The sequence below is a fragment of the Bradyrhizobium sp. Leo114 genome (assembly GCF_055229415.2).
In genome coordinates, this window is sequence record NZ_JBUYEN020000031.1 from 53,322 (window position 1) to 73,818 (window position 20,497).

The 20,497-nt window shown below is 62.5% G+C and carries 18 protein-coding genes and 1 tRNA gene; 7 read left to right on the forward strand and 12 right to left on the reverse strand.

Annotation, left to right across the window (positions count from 1 at the left end; translation table 11 throughout):
• The first annotated feature begins 116 nt into the window (after positions 1–116).
• Entirely contained in the window at positions 117–1,451 is a 1,335-nt protein-coding gene (locus ACZIRK_RS30710; RefSeq protein ID WP_130225583.1) for a dihydroorotase, read from the forward strand.
• A 127-nt stretch (positions 1,452–1,578) separates the two neighbouring features.
• Here the strand turns inward: ACZIRK_RS30710 and ACZIRK_RS30715 are convergent, their stop codons facing one another.
• From ACZIRK_RS30715 to ACZIRK_RS30730, 4 genes are all read right to left on the reverse strand, one after another.
• Positions 1,579–1,842 carry a hypothetical protein gene (locus ACZIRK_RS30715; protein ID WP_130225582.1) on the reverse strand — a complete coding sequence of 88 codons (264 nt, stop codon included), beginning with the start codon at positions 1,840–1,842 and terminating at the stop codon, positions 1,579–1,581.
• A 144-nt stretch (positions 1,843–1,986) separates the two neighbouring features.
• Positions 1,987–2,364: a TIGR02301 family protein gene (locus tag ACZIRK_RS30720; protein WP_474418736.1), complete on the reverse strand. Its 378-nt coding sequence runs from the start codon at positions 2,362–2,364 to the stop codon at positions 1,987–1,989.
• A 63-nt stretch (positions 2,365–2,427) separates the two neighbouring features.
• Positions 2,428–2,847, reverse strand: a complete 420-nt coding sequence (locus tag ACZIRK_RS30725; RefSeq protein WP_474418737.1) for an NUDIX hydrolase — start codon at positions 2,845–2,847, stop codon at positions 2,428–2,430.
• A gap of 186 nt (positions 2,848–3,033) precedes the next feature.
• Entirely contained in the window at positions 3,034–3,546 is a 513-nt protein-coding gene (locus ACZIRK_RS30730; protein WP_456645833.1) for a hypothetical protein, read from the reverse strand.
• A 63-nt stretch (positions 3,547–3,609) separates the two neighbouring features.
• Between ACZIRK_RS30730 and ACZIRK_RS30735 the strand changes: the two genes are divergently transcribed.
• Positions 3,610–4,371, forward strand: coding sequence for an SOS response-associated peptidase (locus ACZIRK_RS30735; protein WP_456645810.1), 762 nt, complete (start codon positions 3,610–3,612; stop codon positions 4,369–4,371).
• 224 nt (positions 4,372–4,595) lie between these two features.
• Here ACZIRK_RS30735 and ACZIRK_RS30740 read toward each other — a convergent pair whose 3' ends face one another.
• From ACZIRK_RS30740 to ACZIRK_RS30755, 4 genes are read right to left on the reverse strand one after another with little or no spacing between them, the layout of a single operon-like run.
• The gene (locus ACZIRK_RS30740; protein ID WP_474418738.1) at positions 4,596–5,177 is read right to left on the reverse strand and encodes an NUDIX domain-containing protein; all 582 of its coding nucleotides are present in this window, start codon (positions 5,175–5,177) and stop codon (positions 4,596–4,598) included.
• Positions 5,174–5,608, reverse strand: a complete 435-nt coding sequence (locus ACZIRK_RS30745) for a GNAT family acetyltransferase (RefSeq protein ID WP_456645834.1) — start codon at positions 5,606–5,608, stop codon at positions 5,174–5,176. The genes ACZIRK_RS30740 and ACZIRK_RS30745 overlap by 4 nt, the downstream gene beginning before the upstream one ends.
• 20 nt (positions 5,609–5,628) lie before the next feature.
• Positions 5,629–7,056: an FAD-binding oxidoreductase gene (locus tag ACZIRK_RS30750; RefSeq protein WP_474418739.1), complete on the reverse strand. Its 1,428-nt coding sequence runs from the start codon at positions 7,054–7,056 to the stop codon at positions 5,629–5,631.
• A 26-nt stretch (positions 7,057–7,082) separates the two neighbouring features.
• Complete coding sequence (locus tag ACZIRK_RS30755; protein WP_474418740.1) at positions 7,083–8,102, reverse strand: L-threonylcarbamoyladenylate synthase; 1,020 nt, start codon at positions 8,100–8,102, stop codon at positions 7,083–7,085.
• Between the two features lie 69 nt (positions 8,103–8,171).
• Between ACZIRK_RS30755 and ACZIRK_RS30760 the strand changes: the two genes are divergently transcribed.
• Positions 8,172–8,248, forward strand: a tRNA-Pro gene (locus ACZIRK_RS30760).
• Between the two features lie 226 nt (positions 8,249–8,474).
• On the opposite strand, the gene ACZIRK_RS30765 is transcribed toward ACZIRK_RS30760, so the two are convergent.
• Positions 8,475–9,176: a FadR/GntR family transcriptional regulator gene (locus tag ACZIRK_RS30765; protein ID WP_165435354.1), complete on the reverse strand. Its 702-nt coding sequence runs from the start codon at positions 9,174–9,176 to the stop codon at positions 8,475–8,477.
• Between the two features lie 199 nt (positions 9,177–9,375).
• Between ACZIRK_RS30765 and ACZIRK_RS30770 the strand changes: the two genes are divergently transcribed.
• The 3 genes from ACZIRK_RS30770 to ACZIRK_RS30780 all read left to right on the forward strand — a co-directional run bounded on the left by ACZIRK_RS30770 (position 9,376) and on the right by ACZIRK_RS30780 (position 13,544).
• Positions 9,376–10,272, forward strand: coding sequence for a dihydrodipicolinate synthase family protein (locus ACZIRK_RS30770; RefSeq protein ID WP_245474863.1), 897 nt, complete (start codon positions 9,376–9,378; stop codon positions 10,270–10,272).
• A 395-nt stretch (positions 10,273–10,667) separates the two neighbouring features.
• Positions 10,668–11,996, forward strand: coding sequence for an MFS transporter (locus ACZIRK_RS30775; protein WP_130227709.1), 1,329 nt, complete (start codon positions 10,668–10,670; stop codon positions 11,994–11,996).
• A gap of 354 nt (positions 11,997–12,350) precedes the next feature.
• Positions 12,351–13,544: an acyltransferase family protein gene (locus ACZIRK_RS30780; RefSeq protein ID WP_130227708.1), complete on the forward strand. Its 1,194-nt coding sequence runs from the start codon at positions 12,351–12,353 to the stop codon at positions 13,542–13,544.
• A 38-nt stretch (positions 13,545–13,582) separates the two neighbouring features.
• On the opposite strand, the gene lhpI is transcribed toward ACZIRK_RS30780, so the two are convergent.
• From lhpI to ACZIRK_RS30795, 3 genes are all read right to left on the reverse strand, one after another.
• Positions 13,583–14,569 (reverse strand): bifunctional Delta(1)-pyrroline-2-carboxylate/Delta(1)-piperideine-2-carboxylate reductase, encoded by a 987-nt coding sequence (lhpI, locus tag ACZIRK_RS30785; RefSeq protein ID WP_130227707.1) that lies wholly within the window; start codon positions 14,567–14,569, stop codon positions 13,583–13,585.
• Between the two features lie 165 nt (positions 14,570–14,734).
• Positions 14,735–16,189 carry a short-chain fatty acid transporter gene (locus ACZIRK_RS30790; protein ID WP_474418741.1) on the reverse strand — a complete coding sequence of 485 codons (1,455 nt, stop codon included), beginning with the start codon at positions 16,187–16,189 and terminating at the stop codon, positions 14,735–14,737.
• 49 nt (positions 16,190–16,238) lie between these two features.
• Complete coding sequence (locus ACZIRK_RS30795) at positions 16,239–19,643, reverse strand: molybdopterin-dependent oxidoreductase (RefSeq protein WP_474418742.1); 3,405 nt, start codon at positions 19,641–19,643, stop codon at positions 16,239–16,241.
• A 153-nt stretch (positions 19,644–19,796) separates the two neighbouring features.
• Here ACZIRK_RS30795 and ACZIRK_RS30800 point away from each other — a divergent pair, with 153 nt between their 5' ends.
• Positions 19,797–20,480, forward strand: a complete 684-nt coding sequence (locus ACZIRK_RS30800; protein ID WP_130227704.1) for a GntR family transcriptional regulator — start codon at positions 19,797–19,799, stop codon at positions 20,478–20,480.
• Positions 20,481–20,497: the final 17 nt, after the last annotated feature.

Here is a 20,497-nt window from a genome sequence, read left to right on the forward strand (position 1 = left end):
CCCTTTTCCAAGGTTCCTTTGGGAAACGGAGCTAGCGGATATTCCTACCGAAGTTAAGGCGCTAAACTGTGCCGAACAAGGCCCGGCAGGCAGCTTGAACACGGGCGCGAGGAACGATGAATCAGCGTTTTGACACCATTCTAAAATCCGGCACCGTGGTCAATCAGGATGGCGAGGGCATCCGTGACATCGGCATCAGGAATGGCCGTATTGCCGAGATCGGCGGCCTCAACTGCGATTCCGCCGACGAGGTGATCGACTGCAAGGGCCTGCACGTCCTGCCCGGGGTGATGGACACCCAGGTGCATTTCCGCGAGCCCGGGCCGACCCACAAGGAAGATCTCGAGACCGGATCGCGCAGCGCTGTGCTGGGCGGCGTCACCGCCGTGTTCGAGATGCCGAACACCGACCCGCTGACGGTGACGGAAGCGGCCTTCACCGACAAGGTGAAGCGCGCCCATCACCGCATGCACTGCGATTTCGCCTTCTTCATCGGCGGCACCCGGGAGAATGTGCAGGATTTGCCGGAACTCGAACGTGCGCCGGGCTGCGCCGGCGTCAAGGTGTTCATCGGCTCCTCCACCGGCACGCTGCTGGTCGAGGACGATGAGAGCCTGCGCCGCATCTTCAAGGTGATCCGCCGCCGCGCTGCGTTCCATGCCGAGGACGAATATCGCCTCAACGATCGCAAATCGCTCAGGATCGAGGGCGATCCGCGTTCGCATCCGCTCTGGCGCGACGAGGTCGCGGCGTTGATGGCAACGCAGCGGCTGGTCAAGCTCGCGCATGAGACCGGCAAGCGCATCCACGTGCTGCACATCTCGACCAAGCAGGAGATCGATTTCCTGCGCGACCACAAGGACGTCGCCTCCTGCGAGGCGACGCCGCATCACCTCACCATGGCCGCGCCGGAATGCTACGAGCGGCTCGGCACCCACGCGCAGATGAATCCGCCGGTGCGTTCGGCCGACCATCGCGAGCGGATCTGGTACGGCATCGAGCAGGGCATCATCGACGTGCTCGGCTCCGACCACGCCCCGCATACGCTGGAAGAGAAGGCGAAGACCTATCCGGCCTCGCCCTCCGGCATGACCGGCGTGCAGACGCTGGTGCCCCTGATGCTCGATCACATCAACGCCGGCCGGCTGTCGCTGGCGCGTTTCGTCGACCTCACCAGCGCGGGACCGGCGCGGCTGTTCAACATCGCCTGCAAGGGCCGCATCGCGGCCGGCTATGACGCCGATTTCACCGTCGTCGATCTCAAGCGCAGCGAGACCATCACCAACCAGTGGATCGCCTCGCGCGCGGGCTGGACGCCCTATGACGGGATGCGCGTCACCGGCTGGCCGGTCGGCACGTTCATCCGTGGCAAGCGGGTGATGTGGCAGGGCGAGGTTGTGACGCCGTCGCTGGGCGAGCCAGTGCGGTTTTTGGAGACGTTGAGGGTGTAGTTCTCCGTCATTGCGAGCGAAGCGAAGCAATCCATTGCCGCCGCGAATCGGGGTGACAATGGATTGCTTCGCTTCGCTCGCAATGACGGCAGAACAAGCGGGTGATGACGACTGAGCGCGTGGAGACTTACTGCCGCGCCAGTATCAGCGAGAATTCGCCGTTGCGCACGCGCGCCGGCAGCCCCTCGACGAACTTCGCCACCGCTTCCTCGCCATAGGTGCCGACCAGCTCGGCCAGCGCGGCGAACAGGCTCGCCTGCGCGAGGCAGTCGCCGTCGATGCCGTCATGACGCGCTTCGGCCCAAGCCTCGTTAAGGTAGGAGAGCGCGGCCTGCTTCTGCTCGTGGTCAGGCAGGGGATCGCGGGCAATCGAGAACGCTGGAATGCGCATGAAACTCACAGGCAATGTCGGCGCGATTCACGGCGAATCACGTCATGCACAAAGCTGTAGCACGCAGATTGGGCACGCCTAGGCCACTTCTTTAGGAAGGGTTAATGGCGGCAACCAAGGTCAATCGAACGTCTATTCGCTCAGTCAGTTAGCATAGCGCGCGGTCAGGTCGCGCGAGATCTTCGAACCTTCCTCGACATAGCGGCGGATCGCCACGACCGCTGCCGGCGTGCAGCTTCGGTAGGTCTGCTGGAAACCGTTATAGCCGCGGTTGAAGCCCGCGATCATGCGGGCGCGGCGGTCGCCGGAGGGGGTTTCGGCGTCGATCAGCGCCTGCATCTCGTTGCGCCATTTGGCGCCTTCGTTGCTGCCGCAGATGCCGCGCAGATAATGCAGCGTCCCGAGGATCTCGGCGAGCCGCTGCAGGTCGCCGTCAAACGGCGCCGCGGCATCCTCCGCCCGGCCGGGCGAGAGACTGCACGCCGTGACGAGGATGAGGGCGGCCAGGAGAACTTTCGACATGGCAGCGTCATATGCCTGTGGATTGTGCTGCAGGCAAGGCGCTGGATCTCGCGCCAGAGGGCTTCAAATCAGCCGCCGGGCGGCCTGAATCACCTCCTGCAGGCCGCCGGTGACCTTGAGATCGCCGATCGCATGGGGCTCGAGCCATTTGAAATCATCATGTTCGTCATTCAGGTGGGGTTCCCCCGCCACCCATCGCGCCGCGAACGACATGATCAGATAGTGCCCGCCGCCGGCCGCCCCGGGCAGCACCTCGCGCCAGCCGGCCAACGCCACGATGTCGATCTTGAGCCCTGTCTCCTCGTCGACCTCCCGGTGCAGCGCCGTATGCAGGGATTCGCCGAATTCGACCCGGCCGCCCGGCAGCGAATAGAAGCCCTTGCCCGGCGTGCGGGCGCGGCGGACCAGAAGCACCTTGCCGTCGCGAAAAATCGCGCCGGAAACGGCAAGCTGTGGACGGGCAGGCTGGGCGGGGGAAGTCAAGAGGCGATCCAAAACCGGCGAAACCGGCGCCGATCATGCCCGATTGGGAACGAGAGGTCTAACCGTAGAGTTCGTCATGCCCGGGCTTGACCCGGGCATCCACGCCTTCCTTCGCGGCTGGAAGGACGTGGATGGCCGGGACAAGCCCGGCCATGACGGCGAGAGTGATATTTGTACCCGGTTCAGCTACTCGCTCGCCATGATCCGTTCGATGTCGGCTTCAGTGCCGCCGTTGATGATGCCGCCGGCGAGGGCGACCAGCGGCTTGACCCAGATCGTGGCCTGCTCGGCTAGCTTGGCACGGGTCTTGTCCTGGCGCACCTTGCCCATCGCGGCGCTTACCGCCGTCAATATCGAGGTCATCGTGTTCGTGATGTTGTCGAATTCGGCGCGGGTCGTGGGATCAGCCGATTCGTAGGCTTCGATTGCGAGGTCGCGCGCCCTGAAGTTGGAGGCCGTGAAATGCTCGGCATAGGTCAGTGGGTGCCAGCTCAGGAAATCCTCGGCACATTCCGGCATGTCCGGAATCATCTCGAGCAGCATGATGGCTTCGTTGAAGTGATTGAGGTAATCGGTGGCAAGCCCGGTGCGCGGATTGATGTTGGCGGCGCGCAACGCCGCAGCCCGGGCCTCGTCCGGGCCCGCCGGTCGCGGTGTCTGGCGATCGGATTGTGCTGCTGTTGAGCCCGTGGCGTTCATCATGCCCAGTGTTTGACAGGGGCGGTTAAAAGGTCCTGAACGAGTACTTATTTTTCCCGGATTATGTGCGGACGCTTCGTTATCACCTCGCCGCCGGAGGCGATCAGGCTGCTCTTCGGCTATGCCGAGCAGCCCAACTTCCCCCCGCGGCACAATATTGCGCCGACCCAACCCGTTCCCGTGGTGATCCTGGAGAACGGCGGCCGGCATTTTCGGCTGATGCGCTGGGGGCTGGTACCCGCCTGGGTCAAGGATCCCCGTCAGGTCGGGCTCTTGTTCAACGCCCGCTCGGAGACGGTGCTGCAGAAGCCCGCCTTCAAGAACGCGATCCGGCGCCGCCGCTCGCTGATCCCGGCCGACGGCTATTATGAATGGCACGACGAGGGCGGCCGCAAGCGGCCCTATTTCATCTATCGCCGCGACCAGCAGCCGGTCGGTTTCGCCGCGCTGGCGGAGACCTGGATGGGTCCGAACGGCGAGGAGGTCGATACGGTGGCGATCATCACCGCGCCGGCCAGCGCGGATCTGGCGAGATTGCATCACCGCGTGCCCGTGACGATTTCGCCCGACGCCTTCGAGCGCTGGCTCGATTGCCGCAACGACGAGGTCTCGCTGGCGATGCCGCTCTTGAAGGGCCCGGCGGTCGGCGAATTCGTCTGGCATGAGGTCTCGACGCGGGTCAACCACGCCGCCAATGACGATGCGCAATTGCTGCTGCCGATCACGGACGAGGAGCGCGCTGCCGAGCCGCAGAAGCCGAAGCGGGCGACACCGCGCAAGCCATCGTCGCCGGTGGAAGACGACGGGCAGGGCAGTTTGTTCTGACGGGTGGGCAAAGCGTACGTGCCCATCATCCTTGCGCGATGTGGCTTATTGCGCCCTCTCCCCTTGTGGGAGAGGGCTGCTCGGACGGTCGCCACGGACTCCCTAGGGTGAGGGGTTGTCTCCACGCGTACTATCGCTTGTGGAGAGAACCCCTCATCCGTCGCGCATTTCATGCGCGCCACCTTCTCCCACAAGGGGAGAAGGGAAAGACATGACGCAAGTAGTCACCGGAAAATATTCAGCGCGGCGTATTGCACGAGCATGATGGTCTTGGCATCGACGATGCGGCCGTCTCTGATCATCGCCAGCGCTTCATCGAGTGGCAGCTCCAGCACCTCGATGTCTTCGCCCTCATGGGCAAGGCCGCCGCCGTCGCCGACCCGCATCGAGGAATCATATTCGGCGACGAAGAAATGCAACTTCTCCGTCACAGAGCCCGGGCTCATGAAAGCTTCGAGCACTTTTTCGACGTGGTGAAGCCGGTAGCCGGTCTCCTCTTCCGCCTCGGCGCGGATGCGGTTCTCCGGGGTCTCATTGTCCAGCATGCCCGCGGCCGCCTCGATCATGAAATCGTCATGGCCATTGAGGAAGGGCGGCAGGCGGAATTGCCGCACCAGCACCACGCTGCGCGCGGCGAGATTGTAGGGCAGCAGCGTGGCGGCATTGCCGCGGTCGAACACCTCGCGGTTCAGCGTCTGCCACGCACCGTCGCCGCGGCGGTAGTCGAAGGTCACCGACTTCAGTACGTAGTGCTCATCGGAGAGCACGCGCTCGTCCTTGATGCGAACGCGGTCGGAAATACTCATGGCGGCGTGCGCCCGTCGATCCATCTGGAAAATACGAGAAGCTGCTGCTCCTCATAGCCGATCGACTGGTAGAACGCGCCAACCTTGGCGTTTTCCCGCCGCACCAGCAATTGCAGTTTTGCAATGCCGGCCGCCTGGAGCCAGTCCTCCGCCGCGCGCATGATCACCCGGCCGTATCCCTTGCCCTGTCGCTCGGGATCGACCGCGACGTAATAGACCCAGCCGCGATGGCCCTCATGGCCGACCATGGCGGATGCGACGATCACCCCATTGTCGCGGCCGACCAGGATGTCCGAATTGGGCCCTCGTCGTGCCAGCGCGATATCGGCGACCGGATCGTTCCACGGCCGTGTCAGCCCGCAGCGCTGCCACAGTGCGACGACGTCAGCGACGTCGCTGTCGGACATCGGCGCGATGGCGAGCGCAGCGATACGGAGTGGCGGTGCGACGTTCACAGTACTTTTCCAGGATTCATGATACCGAACGGATCGAGCATCGCCTTGATGCTGCGCATCAGTTCGATCGCGACCTTGTCCTTCACATCGGGCAATTCATCGCGCTTGAGCACGCCGATGCCGTGCTCGGCCGAGATCGAGCCGCCCATCCGCAGCACGATGTCGAACACGACAGTGTTGACCTCATGCCAGCGGCCGAGGAAGTCGGCGCTGTCGGCGCCGATCGGCTGGCTGACATTGTAATGGATGTTGCCGTCGCCGAGATGGCCGAACGGCACCGGCCGCGCGCCGGGGATCAGCTTGACCACCGCCGCATTGGCCTCTTCGATAAAGGCCGGGACCGCGGCGACCGGCACCGAGATGTCATGCTTGATCGAGCCGCCCTCCGGCTTCTGCGCCGCCGACATCTCGTCGCGCAATTTCCAGAACGCCTGGCGCTGGCTCAAATTCGCCGCGATCACGGCGTCGTCGACGATGCCGCCTTCCATGCCCTCGGCGAGGATCACTTCCAGCGTATCGCGTGCATCGTCGCGCGGCGAGGAAAGCTCCATCAGCACATACCAGGGGTGCTTGCTCTGGAGCGGATCGCGGATGTCGATGCCGTGGCGGATCGAGAAATCCACCGCGATGTCGGCAAGCAGCTCGAAGCTGGTGAGGCTGCCCGCGGCTTCGGTTTGCGAGATCGACAATAGCTGCAGCGCATCCGCCGGCGATTTCAACCCGACAAAGGCTGTCTCGATCGCGCGCGGCTTCGGAAACAGCTTCAGCGTCGCCGCGGTGATGATGCCGAGCGTGCCCTCCGCGCCGATGAAGAGATTGCGCAGGTCGTAGCCGGTATTGTCCTTTTTCAGTTTCGACAGCGCGTTGAGCACGCGCCCGTCGGCCAGCACCACTTCGAGCCCGAGCGCCATCTCGCGCGCCACGCCATAGGCCAATGCGGCCGTGCCGCCGGCATTGGTCGAGAGATTGCCGCCGATGGTGCAGCTTCCCTCGGCGCCGAGCGAGAGCGGAAACAGCCGGTCGACGTCGCTGGCGCGCTGCTGAGCCACCTGCAGCACCACGCCGGCCTCGCAGGTCATGGTGTTGGAGGCGGTATCGATCTCGCGGATCTTGTCCATCCGCTTCAGCGAAATCACCACCTCGCCATGATGCGGCGTCTGCCCGCCGACCAGGCCGGTATTGCCGCCCTGCGGGACCAGCGCGATGCGATGCGCCGAGGCGAGCTTGCAGATCGCGGCGACTTCCGCGGTCGAGCCCGGGCGTAGCACCAGCGGCGAGCGGCCCTGGAACAGGTTGCGTTCCTCGACCAGGTAGGGCGCGATGTCGGTGGCATCAGTCACCGCATATTTGTCGCCGACGATGGCGCGAAACTTGTCGATCAGTTCCGGCGGAAGCTGCGGCGCTGGCGGATCTGCGATGTTCATCCCGGTCTCTTTCACTCCGGCCGCCTTCATTCGCGGCCAACGGCTGCGCGGCGCAGCCGGTCGTTGATGGCTTCGCCCAGACCGTCATGGGGAATGGGCATCACCGCGATCGCACGCGCGGCTTCGGTGTCGAGCGCGCGGAGATAGCCGAACAGATTGGCGGCGGCCTCGGCAAGATCGCCACTATTAGACAGATTCATCACGGCGGCCGCCGAATCAACCCCCGATATGCTCAAGGGTCCAAACGCCAGAAGCGCCTCTCCGGGCTCGATCCTGTCAGCGTTGAGTCGCACCCGCGTGCGCGGGGCGTAGTGGGAGGCCAGCATGCCCGGCGCGAGCGGCCTGCCGCCGTCGCCCGGCGCGAGCGGCTGGCCGTTGTCGCTCTCGCCGGCGACCGGCGGTTGATCGAGCCCGTTGCCGAGCACGCGCTCGATCTCCGCGCGCGGCAGGCCGCCTGGCCGGAGCAGCGTGGCGCGCTCGAAGCAGCCCACGATTGTCGATTCGACCCCGACCTCGACCGGGCCTCCATCGACAATCAGGTCGATGCGCCCCGAAAGATCGCTTGCGACGTGCTCCGCCGTGGTCGGCGAGACATGGCCGGAGAGGTTGGCGGAAGGCGCCACCACCGGCCGGCCGAGGGCGCGCAGGATGTCGCGGGCGACGGCGTGGGCGGGCACCCGCACCGCGACGGTATCGAGCCCCGCGGTCGCGAGCTCCGCCACCGGGCAGCCTTCCGTTTTCGGCAGCACCAGCGTCAGCGGCCCCGGCCAGAACGCCTCGGCCAACGCGGTCGCCACCGCACCGAACCGGGCGATCCGCCGCGCGTCGGCGAGATCGCCGACATGAGCGATCAGGGGATTGAACGCCGGCCGCCCCTTGGCCTGGTAGAGATGGGCAATCGCGGTCGCATTGGTGGCGTCGGCGCCGAGCCCGTAGACGGTCTCGGTCGGGAACGCCACCAGGCCGCCTTTTGCGAGCACGCCGGCCGCCGCCGCGGTCGCGGCTGGTCCGGCCGGCAGGATCCGGGTTTTCAGGCTGGTTTCCACTGTGACTCAAATCCTCAAATGCGCGGCTTGCGGTCGTCCCAACCCGACGCTATAAGCCGCGTTCTCAGTCGGAGTGTGGCTCAGCCCGGTAGAGCACTGCGTTCGGGACGCAGGGGTCGCAGGTTCGAATCCTGCCACTCCGACCATTCATTTTTCAGGCTTTTTTCTGATTGCTACGCCTGCCCAAGTCAACCGACGATTCGGAAAGCGGGGCATGGCGCGCCATTTTGGCCGGGCGCTCGGTCCTGTCACCAGGATTGGGAGTGATTGCCAAATGCAGGATTTCTGACACGCCGCTCGCGGCGTGCGCGACCTTTCTTGCTTTCACCACCGTTTCGCGTGCGCGATTCGGGGGGGCCCGCGGGTCGCGGGCTATCTCTTTTTAGACCCGTCTACGTCACTGCTGCTCTGCAAGAGCAGTTGCACGCGAACATCAGTTTCCTTGAAATTGTCCTCGGCCGCTCGGGCGGCTGCCTTGGCATCGCGTCGTTCGATGGCCTCGATCAACTTGTCATGGAAGTGCAGCATGCCCTTCAGCTGACCCTGTCCCAGGATCAGCGTGACGTTATTGGCAAAGGTGTCCTGCAGGCCGAGATAGGTTTCAATGAAAAAACTGTTCTGCGCGGCTTTCACGATTGCGGCGTGAAAAAGGAAATCGAGCCGCGCGAACTCGTCAGCACTGCCGCGTTTGACCGCGAGCTCGCACTCCTGCCACGCCGACTTGATGTTGGCCAACTGCTCGGCGGTTCGGCGTTCTGCCGCCAGACGTGCTGACGGAATCTCGATCGCGCGCCGAAATTCATAGAGCTGCACCAACGCTTCCGGGCTCTGTGGATATTGAATCCGAGGCGGGGGCATCCGCTGCTCGACGACAAAGGTACCCAGCCCGCTGCGTGATTCGACAAGGCCGAGATGCTCGAGCACACGCAACGCTTCACGGACCGTCGAGCGGCCAACCCCCAATTGCCGGCTAAGCTCCTGCTCGGAAGGAAGCTTGCTTCCCACGGTCCAGGACTCGCTCAGCATCGTGCGTATGGCGGCGATGACTTCATCCACCAGCGAGGTCTTTGCCACCCTGGGGAGTCCCTTTTGTGTTCCCGAGTCCATCGCGCGCCTTCTCGCCTCCGTGCCCTCGAAGACCTCTACAAAACGGAACAGACGGTCGCAAGGTAATCCGGCTACCTGATGCCTGGTAGTCTACTTGTCAGACAGCCTGATATGTGGTTTAAGACGCGCTCAGAGACGCAGAGCAGTAAAAAAATCGAGGTTGGAAATGACAAAAGAACTTTTCGAGGGAGTCCTTGCCTTTCCCGTCACCCCTTTCGACGAGTTAGGCGAACGTATCGATTTGCGCTCATACGAACGGCTGCTGAACCACATGATCGAGGGAGGCGTGCATGCCGTGATCCCTCTCGGCAGCACCGGTGAATTTGCCTACCTCAGCACTCCCGAGCGTCAGCAACTCGCGGAGGCCACCGTGTCGATCGCAAAAGGGCGAATCCCTTCCGTGGTCGGAATCTCTGCCATCACGACGAAGGAGACGATCAGCCTGGCCGAGCACGCCGAGGCCAGTGGGGCGGACGGCGTCATGATCAGTATCCCGACGTATTATGCTTTGGGATCCGACGAGGTCGCCGCACACGTGGAGAAGGTCGCTCGGTCCGTCAAGTTGCCGGTCATGCTGTACAACAACCCGTTCACGTCGCAAGTCGATCTGACGGGGGATGCGATCGCCCGCATGGTTCACATCGAAAACCTTGTCGCAATCAAGGAAGCGACCATGGACGTGAACCGTATCTCGTCGCTGAAGTCCAGGTTCGGCAATCGCTTCCAGGTGCTTGGCGGTGGATTTGATCCATATGCTTTTCCTGCCTTCTGCCTTGGCGTTCGCGGGTGGACCACTGGCATGGCGAACCTGGTGCCATCCCACTGCGTCTCACTTCATCGCACGGTCGTCGTCGAATCGAATCTCGTCGAAGGCAGGAAGCAGCATGAGAAGCTGCTGCCGCTGGCCAATCTCCTTGTCGAACTCGGCCTATCGAAGGCCGTCAAGGCTGCGCTCGGCATGCTGGGTCTGAGTGCCGGACCGGCCAGAAGTCCTCTGGGACGGCTGTCGGTTGAAAACGAGAAGCGACTGGCGGCGGTGCTTGCCGACCTCGGCGTTCTGTAGGCGTTTTCGATTTCCCATCGACGTCATGACCAGGGGCGTCTCGCAAGTTTCTCCTTCGAGCAACGACCAACACAAGATCGGCGGGTCATTTTGTTGACGCCCACGTTGGCGCTGCTCGCCGGGTCGCCAAAACAGCTCATCGAGTGCCGCGGCCAGACGCTTGCGCTGGACGGCGTCGGCGACGCTCGGCCGGCGACTGGAATCCAACCTTTCTCAGCATCCAAATCAGTGGCGAGCGGATCGCATTGATCGAGGAACAGTTGAAGGACGTCACAAGAACGAGCTTAGGGGAAGCCGCGGACATTCATAAACGGCGGGGTTGGGAGGGAGCATCCCACTTCCAGTGCGGCTTCTGACGGATGCACCAAGACAAAAATTGATATGGGAGGACAAATATGTCGACGACTACGATGGGGAATGAGGTTGTGCACAGCGCTGATGCAACGAAGGCGCTTGCATCGAGCTTAGCGGGGACCATCGTCGAATGGTATGAGTTCTTTGTTTATGGAATCGCGGCTGCTCTCGTTTTTGGACGTCTGTTCTTTCCTTCTTTTGATCCGCTTGTCGGCACGTTGCTGTCGCTGTCCACTTTCGCGGTTGCCTTTATTGCGCGCCCGATTGGTGCTGCCGTATTTGGCCATCTGGGAGATCGGATCGGACGCAAATCCTCCTTGATCATCACCTTGTCTCTCATGGGAGGCGCGACATTCCTGATTGGACTCCTGCCGACCTATGATGCGATCGGAATCTGGGCACCCGTAGCGCTTGTCATCGTCCGCATTGTTCAAGGCTTCTCCTTGGGTGGAGAGTACAGCGGAGCGGTGCTGATCAGTGTGGAGCACGCAGGCCCCGGTCGACGCGGCCTGTTTGGGAGCATCGTCAACACCGGCTCCCCATTCGGCCTTATCCTCGCCAATCTTGCCTTCTTGGCACTGAGTGCGCTGGATGAGCCTCAGTTCCTCTCCTGGGGCTGGCGAATTCCATTTGTTCTGAGCGCAATTCTGGTCGTCGTTGGAATGGTGATCCGCGCTCGTGTCTCCGAGAGCCCCGATTTCGAAGAAGTCAAGAGCAGAGCGCACCTCGTGAAGACGCCCCTCTTCGAAACGTTCAGGGATTACAAGGGGCGGCTCATCCTTCTTGCATTGGCATACGTCGGCGCTGGCACGTTCTTTTATACGTCGTCCGTCTTTTCGCTATCCTATGCCCAACATCTGGGCGTACCGCGTGGAGAAATGCTCATCCTAGTAATGAGTGCCTTCCTTTTCCTTGCGATAGCTATGGTGTTCTTTGGTTGGCTTTCCGACAGGGTCAATCGCAAGATGATCTTCGTTGTAGGCGCGGCCTTCATGACCGTGGCTCCATTCATTTGGTTCTCGCTCTTGGACACCAAGAGCTTTGGCCTCATGCTGCTCGGCTTCATCATCATGTTCGTTCCATTTGCCGCGAACTACGGTGTGATGCCCACATTCTATACAGAGGTATTTCCGCTGAAGGTTCGCTATACCGGTATGGCCATCGGATATACCCTGGGCACGATCTTAGGTAGCGCGACGGCGCCGCTGATGGGCACGTACCTGTTGGGTGCAACAGGGAACTGGTACGCGATCGCGGGCTTCATGGGCGGGGCTTCCCTGATATCTCTTGTCGCCGGCGCTTGCCTTAGCGTCGTGCCCGAGGATCCTGATGCGGCAATTGCTCTCCGTAGAGTGAGCCTCGAACGCTAGCCGCGTTGCGCAGTCGGACCCCGGCGGTGAAGCCGAATGCCTCCATGTCGCCCTCGGCTCCATCTCCAGTGCGTTGAGCTTTCCGGGCGACGCCCCGTCAACGACCGGCAGCGTTCGTGATCACATCATCCGCGCCCGGCTGAACTCCAAGTTCAACCGAGCGCGGATCACTGCGCGGCTCGGTACCATGGAGGGTGTCTGGAAAAGGCACGATAGTGTCCGAAAATTCGCTGGCTGTGTTCACGCGTGGAACGCCTGGGTTTCCCAGTCGTCGGGGCAATCATTCGGAGGAGTGCTGCGTAGTGCCGCGACCGCCTGCCACATTAAGCATAGCGTCAACCGCTGCTTGTGCCGGTGGAAGGTCTTGCCTACCCGTTTTCGATGGACTCGGCCAAAAATATCACGCGGTATCATGCTCTCGACAGTTGGCGTGGCATTTGCGCTTGCATGGTCGCGCTGTTTCACTTCGACGTTATCAGCCATCTGTCCTTCCTGCCGCTCACCAGAAATGCCTACCTCTTCGTCGATTTCTTCTTCGTGTTGAGCGGCTTTGTCATCGCGTCGAATTATCGTTCGCGTCTCGCTGAGGGCTTCGGCACGGGCCGCTTCCTCCTCCTGCGGCTTGGGAGGATCTATCCGCTGCATCTCGTGACCTTGCTGCTGTTCATTCCCATCGACGCTGCGAAGGACGGTATTGGCCCAAACCTCTTGCAGGCCAGCGTCACCAACATTCTGCTGCTGCAGGGGCTCGGCGTTAATCCGCAGAACTGGTTGAACTTCGCGAGTTGGAGCATCAGCACCGAGTTCGCCGCTTATGTGATCTTCGCCGCCGTCGTGAGCAGGATCGGGCCGACAATCTGGCCTTGGCTGCTTCCGATCATTGCGGGGCCGGTTGTGCTCGCCACCATCAGCCCGGACGGGATGAATGCGACTTTTGACTATGGGTTGGTGCGCTGCCTTTATGGTTTCGCGCTTGGCGTTCTCGCTTTCGATTTGCGAGAGCGCTTCCCCGTGTTGCGCGCACGCCTGGCGCCATCCGTTGAGACATTGCTCGAGGCGGCGAGTCTCATGCTCGTTGTGGGCTATGTTTCGGTCGCTGGAAGCAGCGTCACTCTGCAGGTCGCCTCGCCGCTGGTGTTTACGCTGGTCGTTCTGGTGTTCGCGCGTGAAGCTGGCGCGGTCAGCCGTTGGCTGACGGTTCCGTCCATGCTCACGATCGGGACGCTGACCTATTCGATCTACATGCTGCATCCGCTCCTCAGGGCAGTGGTGCGGGCCATCCTTATGGTCGTCGAGCGCCTTACGCATACGGAATTGTTTGCCTCTTACGCGTTGAGCCCGGGCCATGAACCGACGAAAGTTGTCTCTCTGAATGGATCGCTCTGGCTTGGTGATCTCCTGCAAATTGCGATGCTGTTGTTGACCGTCCTGCTGTCGGTTGCAACGTATCGTCTTGTCGAGGAGCCCGGGCGTGACTGGGTCAGGCGCTTGATGGATCGGCGGAGGGTCGGCACAGTACGCGGCGCACGACCGGCTTTCGACGCATGACACGCCGAGCTCGTTCAATTTTCGTACCTGTCGCGTTGTTACGCGATGTGGGCGACGCGCCGTATGCGGGTATTGTATGCAAGACCTGCGGCGGCAAGATCCGCCAGAGCGGTCCCGACTGCCTTGAACATGGTGATGTCGTCGCGCGATCGTCGCCCGTGAACGGCGCCGCTGCACAGTTCGGCTAGCGACGCCTTCAAGTCCTGACGTGACAAAATTCCTGCCTCGATCGGGTGGACGAGATCACCGGCCTCATGTGCCGCCTCATAGGTGTCCACGAATATGGCGGAACGCTTGACGACTTCGTCATCCGATTCCCGCATTGCCGGCGTGAAGGCGCCGATGAGATCGACATGGAGGCCGGCCTGCAGCCATTCACCTTTGATCAGTGGCGATGTTGCCAGAGTGGCCGACGTGACGATATCCGCCGTCCTGACGGCATGTTCAAGGTCGGACACGAACACGGCATCCAGTCCGGAGTCACGGAGACGATCCACCATCCGAATGGCGCTGTCGGCGTTGACGTTCCACACGCTGATCCGGCGAATGTCGCGGACGGCCCGATAGGCTTCCGGCAAAAGGCTTGCGATCCGGCCGGAGCCGAGAATGAGCAGGTTGGTCGCGTCTTCGCGCGCCAGATAGGACGCCGCAAGCGCTGACGTCGCAGCGGTTCGCCTGGCGGTAAGGACGTCACCTGCGACCGTCGCAAGTTGCCCACCGGTGCCGCTATCGAACAGCAGATAGACCGATGTGAGCGCCGGCATCTTGCGCGCGGCGTTGCCCGGGAATACGGCGACCAGCTTGACTCCAAGCAGGTCGTCACCTTCCGATTTCTGCTGCCATGAAGGCATCAGCAACAGCGTCGCGTCTGGCTCGCCCGGAACTGGAATCGTATGATGATGTCGCGGCGGAACCGTGCAGCCCCTGACAAAGAAGCTGCGCAGATGCGGGATCAGCTCATCCATCGGGAGAAGGCGCGTCGCCTCCTCTGCATCAATGGTCTGCAGCGGTTGTTTCTCGGTCATGGCCTTCTCATTGCAAGACTTTGCGTCGCGGCTCTCGCGCGACGCCCGCATGCTTTCGCGGTTGCCGAACCAAATCGAGGTTGTGCGCCGGCGTGCCGGACGAGGACACGCCGGGACGTCAATGCGGTCGTCCCGGCGTGTCAGTTCGCGCGGCTCAGCGGTCGATCAGGGAAGAATTGGCGGGTGGTAGGTGAAAGTCGTCATCAGGATTGCCGCAAGGATCATGACGATCGGGAAATGCACAAAGAACTGCACCGAGGTGTAGCCGATCAGGTCTTTTGACTTCAAGCCGAGTATGCCAAGCAGCGGAAGCATCCAGAATGGATTGATGAAGTTCGGCAGCGTCTCCGCGATGTTATAGATCATCACGGTCCAGCCCAAATGAGCCCCGATCTCATTGGCCGCCTTCATGATGTACGGGGCCTCGATGATCCACTTGCCGCCAGCCGACGGGATGAAGAAACCGAGTACCGCGGAATAGATTCCAACCAGGAACGAGAAGACGGTCGAGTTGGCGGAGGCGTCCACGAACCAGTGTGCGATGGTGTCGGACAGCGTTACGCCCTTGCTGTTCGGCACCTTGGTCAGCATCTGAGCGATTCCGGCGTAGAAAGGAAACTGCAACAGCACGCCCGAGACGCTTGGCATCGCCTTGGAAAAAGCCTCAAGCAGGCTGCGTGGACGCCAATGCAAGAGGATGCCAAGCACCAGAAAGACGAAATTGTAGGTGTTCAGGCCCGACAAAGTGATCAGCGGATTGCCGGACTGAAAGGTCTGCCAGAGCCAGCCCAGCGCCAGCACGACGATCAGGATCGTCAGAATGGGACTGAACTCGAGAAAATCGCCGGGCCGCGCCGGCTTCTTCGGCTCGATTCGGTCGTCGTCGAGCGACACGCCGAGATCCGCGGCGGTCTTGACCAACCTCGGATCTGGAGCAGTCAGGTAGCAGATCGCTGCGGATAGCGCGGTGACGACCACCGTCGTGACCAGATTCTGCCACGTCAGGATCGTCTCGGAGAAACCGATGACGCCGGTGATCGGCAACAGCGAGCTCGGGATGCTGGCCGCATTGGCCTGAAGCTGGGCGGCTGATGATGTGATGCCGAGCGTGAAACCGCAGCCGAGGCCGAGATAGCCAGCCGCACCGGCCGCGCGATAGTCCAGCCTGATGTCCTTGCGCCGCGCGATTTCGCGCACCAGCAGGCCGGAAAAGATCAGACTGAGACCCCAGTTCAGCAGCGACAGGACGATACTGAGGACACCAACGAAGACCACAGCGCCGCGCGCGGTGGAGGGTACGGCCGCCAGCCGCCGCAGCACCGCCGCGACAGGCGGCGACATTGCGACCACATAGCCTCCGATCGCGACCAGCGCCATTTGCATCGTGAACGGAATCAGATTCCAGAAGCCGTCGCCGAAGGCGCGGCTGACCGCAAGCGGTGAGCCGCCATGCACGATGGTGCCGAGTGCGATCACGACCACGGCAATCAGAACGAACACATAGGCATCTGGAAACCAACGCTCGGCGAAGGCGACCATATGCTGCGAGAGCCTTGCAAGCAGGTTGGTCTGCATCGGCACTTTGTCAGGAAACGAATTTCTATGCGTGGCGTCGGTCATTGCAGCCCCCATTATTATGTCGGTGTTGCTTTCGTCGCGTCGTTGCCGGTCAAAGCGCGAGTGTGAGTTCGGAGAGAGGAACCGTCTGGCAGGTCAGGCACTGGTCCGTCGCGCCCTCATCGCCGCCGAGTTGTGCGACGTCGCCCTTGACGATGCGCATGGCGCAGCTCTCGCACTGGCCGACACGGCAACCGCTGGGAAGAGACAGGCCCGCGGCCTGAGCGGCATCGAGAAGGGTTCCGAGTTCAGGCGACCAGATAAAGCTTTTGTCGGTACCGGCGACGTGAACCTTCTGTGGCTGCAACGTCCGCGGCACGATCGGCGGTGATGCGAACGCCTCCGCGAATACGTCGAAGCGCGGCATGCCCCGTTCTACCAGTCGCTCAGTCATTGATGTCGTGAAGTGCGGCGAGCCGCAAAGATAGGCGAGGGGCCGTTGCGGCAGCAGCGGATCGATCGCCGCTAGGTCGAGCCGGCCCGCATAATCGTAGTCCTGCGCACAGCGATCCTGCGCGCGTGGCGCTGAAAACGCCGTGACGAGATCGAGCTCCGGCAAGAGGTCTGCAAGCTCTCGCAACCGCCGGGCAAAGGGATGCTCATCACCGTTGCGGCAACCATAGAGCAGAAGCACCTTGGCGACGCGCTCCGTCGGCTCGCGCTCCGCCAGCGCCTCGAGGTGACTCATAAAGGGTGTGATGCCGATGCCCGCCGCGAGAAAAATGAGAGGCCGGGGACCCGCCAGCGGCGGGGTGAAAATTCCTCTCGGCGCCTCGATCTGGACTTGATCACCGACGGTCAGGCGATGGATATGAGCGGAAAGATGACCGGTGTCGCGGGTGTGGGCCAAATCGTCGAAACGCCGTTTCTTTATTGCGACCGACAGGACGTCCTGGCCGCCATGGCCGGTCAGCGAATAGGCGCGGGTCACATCGATTCCCGGCAGGCCCAGCATGATGTGTTGTCCCGGCCGGAACGCGGGAAGCGGGCCGCCATCGCGCGGGAGGAGGTCGAGCGCGACGACATCGTTGGACTCGCTGCGAATGGCGGCGACCGAGAAAGCGCGCCGGCCGACCCAGCGGCCACGGCTCGCGGTCTCGTCCTTGCGAATGTCGCAGCGTATCGCCCGCAGCGGCACCGAGCCGCTGACCGGATCGCGCGTTGCGTCGCTCAAGCCGTCGTTCATGTTCGATGTCGCAAAACCAGCGGAGCTGGTCGCTTCGCGGCCCAGTGGCGGACAATCCTCCCACCAACCGAACTCGGCGATGGCGATGCGATCGTCGAGAGATTCGTTCAGCCGCACGCGCAGCCGTACCTCTCCCGTTGACGTTTCGACAATCGCCCAATCGCCATCCTCAAGATCGCGCCGCGTTGCGAGCGTGCTGCTGATCTCGATCGCGGGATCAGGCGTTTTCTTCCGGAGCGAGGCGATATGACGGTGCGAGCTATGCACGAACCAGCCGCTCTTGGCTGTGGTGAGCACCAGCGGGAAACGGCTGTCGGCGCCGTCTGCAAGCGGGCTTTCTGCAGGCTCGATATGGCCCGGCAGCGGCGCGTAGCCATGATCGAGCATCAATTCCGAATAGATCTCGACACGGCGGGTAGGCGTGGCAAAGCCTGCAATCGTGCCGTCCTCCCGCTGCACTGCGTATTTTTCGTGCCGGAACGGCTGGGGAAAGCGCAGGCCCTCCGGATGCCGACGAAGTTCGTCGACCGTCACGCTGAGCGGCGCGAGCTGATGGTTCCAGCCAGCGCGGATGTCGCCACCGAAGAATTGGTTTGCCAGGCCCAGCCTGACGGCGAGCTCCGCTGCGATTTCATAGTCTGCTTTGCACTCGCCGAGACGCGGAAGCATCTGCGGACGGAATTGTATCGTCTCGACGGCATCCTGCGTGATCTCGAAACCGATTTTGAGGGCGTCCCGCTCCCACGGCATATTGGCCGGCAGGATGATGTCCGCATTCTCGGCCGTCGGATTCATGAACATGTCGACGTGAACGTGGAAGTCGAGCGCACGCAATGCCTCGCGATTACGTGAGGAGTGGCCCTGCGAAACCATGAAGTTGGTGCCGAAGCTCATCAGCGCTCTGACGCGATAGGGCTCGCCCGTGAGCACGGCGCGGCTGAAATCGCGCGCGGTGATCCATCCCCGGCTTGGCGGCCCGAGCGGCAATTCGTCGATGCCGAGCGCTTTGGCCTTCTGTTCCGGCGGCAACAAGTCATAGTCGTTGACGCTCCGCGTCGGCGGCGGCACCGGCCAGACATTGCCGCCCGGCCGGTCGCAGGCGCCGGTCAGCGCGTAGAGTGTCGCGATCGCCCGCTCGGTCATCGTCGCATTGGTGTGCTGGCCGACGCCGGTCCACGCGTGGTAGGCGAGCCTTGGGCTGTTCTCGAACAGGCCGTAGAACGCAGCGATGTTGCGCTCCTCGAGCCAAGTCACTTCGGCGACGCGCGCGATCGTGTAGGGGGCAGCCTCCGTAGCCAGCAGACGGAAGGCGGTCGCCGCAGCGATGACGCGGCCATCGCGCGCGGCAAGCGTCGTCCGGCCATCCAGCCTGCAGTGCGCAGGATCGAGAGCCGCAACGCGGGCGTCGTAGGCCCGCGCCGTCCCGGACTGATCCAGCACGACGAAAGCTTCCGACGCTTGATTGTCCCAGAGTTCGTTGGCACGAACGAAGCGGCCTGTATTGGTGTCGACCAGGAAAGGCCCGTTGGTCCAGCGCGTGACGAAGCCCGCATCGAACGATCCTGTCGCGATGAGATGCCGGATTGCGCCCATCGCGAGGGCTCCGTCCGAGCCGGGACGGATGCGTAGCCAGAGGTCAGCGTCCTGTCCCGATCCGTTCGGCTTGGGATCGACCACTGCAACCCGCGCTCCGCGCCGTCGCGCATTGCCGATACGGGTCGCCTGGGCAAGCCATGTGCGGGCGGGATTGTGTCCCCACAACACGATGGCGTCGGCCTGCTCATAATCCGGAAAGCCGATACCGCGGCCGAAAGTCAGGGCATGGGCATAGTCCTTGTGCCAGCCGCAGATTTCGACGGCGTAGATCAGATTTGGACTGCCGAAGCACCTGATGAAGCGCTCGACCCACTCGAAGCTGTCGACCATCGGTGTGCCGCTGGGCGTGGTGACGGCAAAGGCCACAGCTTCAGCGCCGGATGTTTTGCGAATGCCGCCGAGCTCTCGGGCGATGTCGTCCAGCGCCTCGTCCCAGGAAATTTCGGTCCAGCCCGGATCGGCAGCGTCTCGCGGCGCAGTTCGACGAAGCGGTTTGGTCAGCCGCCGCGGACTATGGACCATCTCCGGTGCGGCGCGGCCCTTTGCACATAGCGCTCCGCCGGTCGGATGCCCTTGCAGGCTCTCGACGCCGATCAGCCGGCCATTCTCGACCACCATGGTCGAGCCGCACCGTGATCGGCAGAGCGTGCAATAGCCCGGGATGCGCTCAGCCATCGTCAATGAAACCGTGTCACAGGGAAGTTAATGTAGCGCGTTACTGTAACGCTTTACATAGCATGATCTGTGGGCATATCCTCCGTCAAGCGCATTTATTGTGCTGCACTTGCTAAGCCGGAGGGCTCTGGAACCGACGAAGCGGAGATGGGGATGGAGCAGAATTTGCGGGAGCAGGTGGTGCAGCAGGTGCGCGCCGAGATCATTTCCGGTCAGAGCGCGCCGGGAACGATGTACTCCGTGCCGACCCTCGCCACGAGCCTCGGCATCTCGACGACTCCCGTGCGGGAAGCGCTGCTGGAGCTGACGCGCAGCGGACTGATCGAACCCATGCGCAATCGGGGCTTCAAGGTGGTCGAACCGACCTTGACCGAACTGCGCAACCTGTTTGATCTCCGCGAAGTCCTGGAGCTCCATGCGGCCGCGATCGTTGCACGTAAGCCAAAGAGGGATCTCGAAGGGCTTTATCGCTTTGCCGATGACATCGCGCGCGCGGTGAGAACGGAAGACCTGAGGCTCTATCTCGAATCCGATCGAAGCTTTCATCAGTTGCTGACGGCCGCGGCGGACAATGCACGCCTCACCGAGTTGGTGATGGGATTGCGTGACCAAATGCGACTTTACGGTATCAAGTCGCGTGCAGGTCTCGCCCGCCAGAATGAGTCAACCGCGGAGCACTATCAGATCATTGAGCTTGCGATGGCCGGCAATGAGGAGGCTCTCACCAATCTGCTCAGGCATCATATCAGGGCCTGGGAGCCGATCTTTGTTGAAGCGTTGTCACAGGTGACGATCCCGCGCGAACCGATTGCCGCCAATCGCGGTCGGGGGCGCTAGTTGCAGGCTGCTCCACG

What these genes read in the sequence shown, in the direction of transcription:
- ACZIRK_RS30740 (WP_474418738.1), bottom strand. Translation starts at nt 5,177, where the DNA reads ATGAGTATTTCCGACCGCGTTCGCATCAAGGACGAGCGCGTGCTCTCC.
- ACZIRK_RS30790 (WP_474418741.1), bottom strand. Translation starts at nt 16,189, where the DNA reads ATGACCGACGCCACGCATAGAAATTCGTTTCCTGACAAAGTGCCGATG.
- ACZIRK_RS30710 (WP_130225583.1), top strand. Translation starts at nt 117, where the DNA reads ATGAATCAGCGTTTTGACACCATTCTAAAATCCGGCACCGTGGTCAAT.
- ACZIRK_RS30730 (WP_456645833.1), bottom strand. Translation starts at nt 3,546, where the DNA reads ATGAACGCCACGGGCTCAACAGCAGCACAATCCGATCGCCAGACACCG.
- ACZIRK_RS30735 (WP_456645810.1), top strand. Translation starts at nt 3,610, where the DNA reads ATGTGCGGACGCTTCGTTATCACCTCGCCGCCGGAGGCGATCAGGCTG.
- ACZIRK_RS30800 (WP_130227704.1), top strand. Translation starts at nt 19,797, where the DNA reads ATGGAGCAGAATTTGCGGGAGCAGGTGGTGCAGCAGGTGCGCGCCGAG.
- ACZIRK_RS30720 (WP_474418736.1), bottom strand. Translation starts at nt 2,364, where the DNA reads ATGTCGAAAGTTCTCCTGGCCGCCCTCATCCTCGTCACGGCGTGCAGT.
- ACZIRK_RS30750 (WP_474418739.1), bottom strand. Translation starts at nt 7,056, where the DNA reads ATGAACATCGCAGATCCGCCAGCGCCGCAGCTTCCGCCGGAACTGATC.
- ACZIRK_RS30775 (WP_130227709.1), top strand. Translation starts at nt 10,668, where the DNA reads ATGTCGACGACTACGATGGGGAATGAGGTTGTGCACAGCGCTGATGCA.
- ACZIRK_RS30795 (WP_474418742.1), bottom strand. Translation starts at nt 19,643, where the DNA reads ATGGCTGAGCGCATCCCGGGCTATTGCACGCTCTGCCGATCACGGTGC.
- ACZIRK_RS30715 (WP_130225582.1), bottom strand. Translation starts at nt 1,842, where the DNA reads ATGCGCATTCCAGCGTTCTCGATTGCCCGCGATCCCCTGCCTGACCAC.
- lhpI (WP_130227707.1), bottom strand. Translation starts at nt 14,569, where the DNA reads ATGACCGAGAAACAACCGCTGCAGACCATTGATGCAGAGGAGGCGACG.
- ACZIRK_RS30770 (WP_245474863.1), top strand. Translation starts at nt 9,376, where the DNA reads ATGACAAAAGAACTTTTCGAGGGAGTCCTTGCCTTTCCCGTCACCCCT.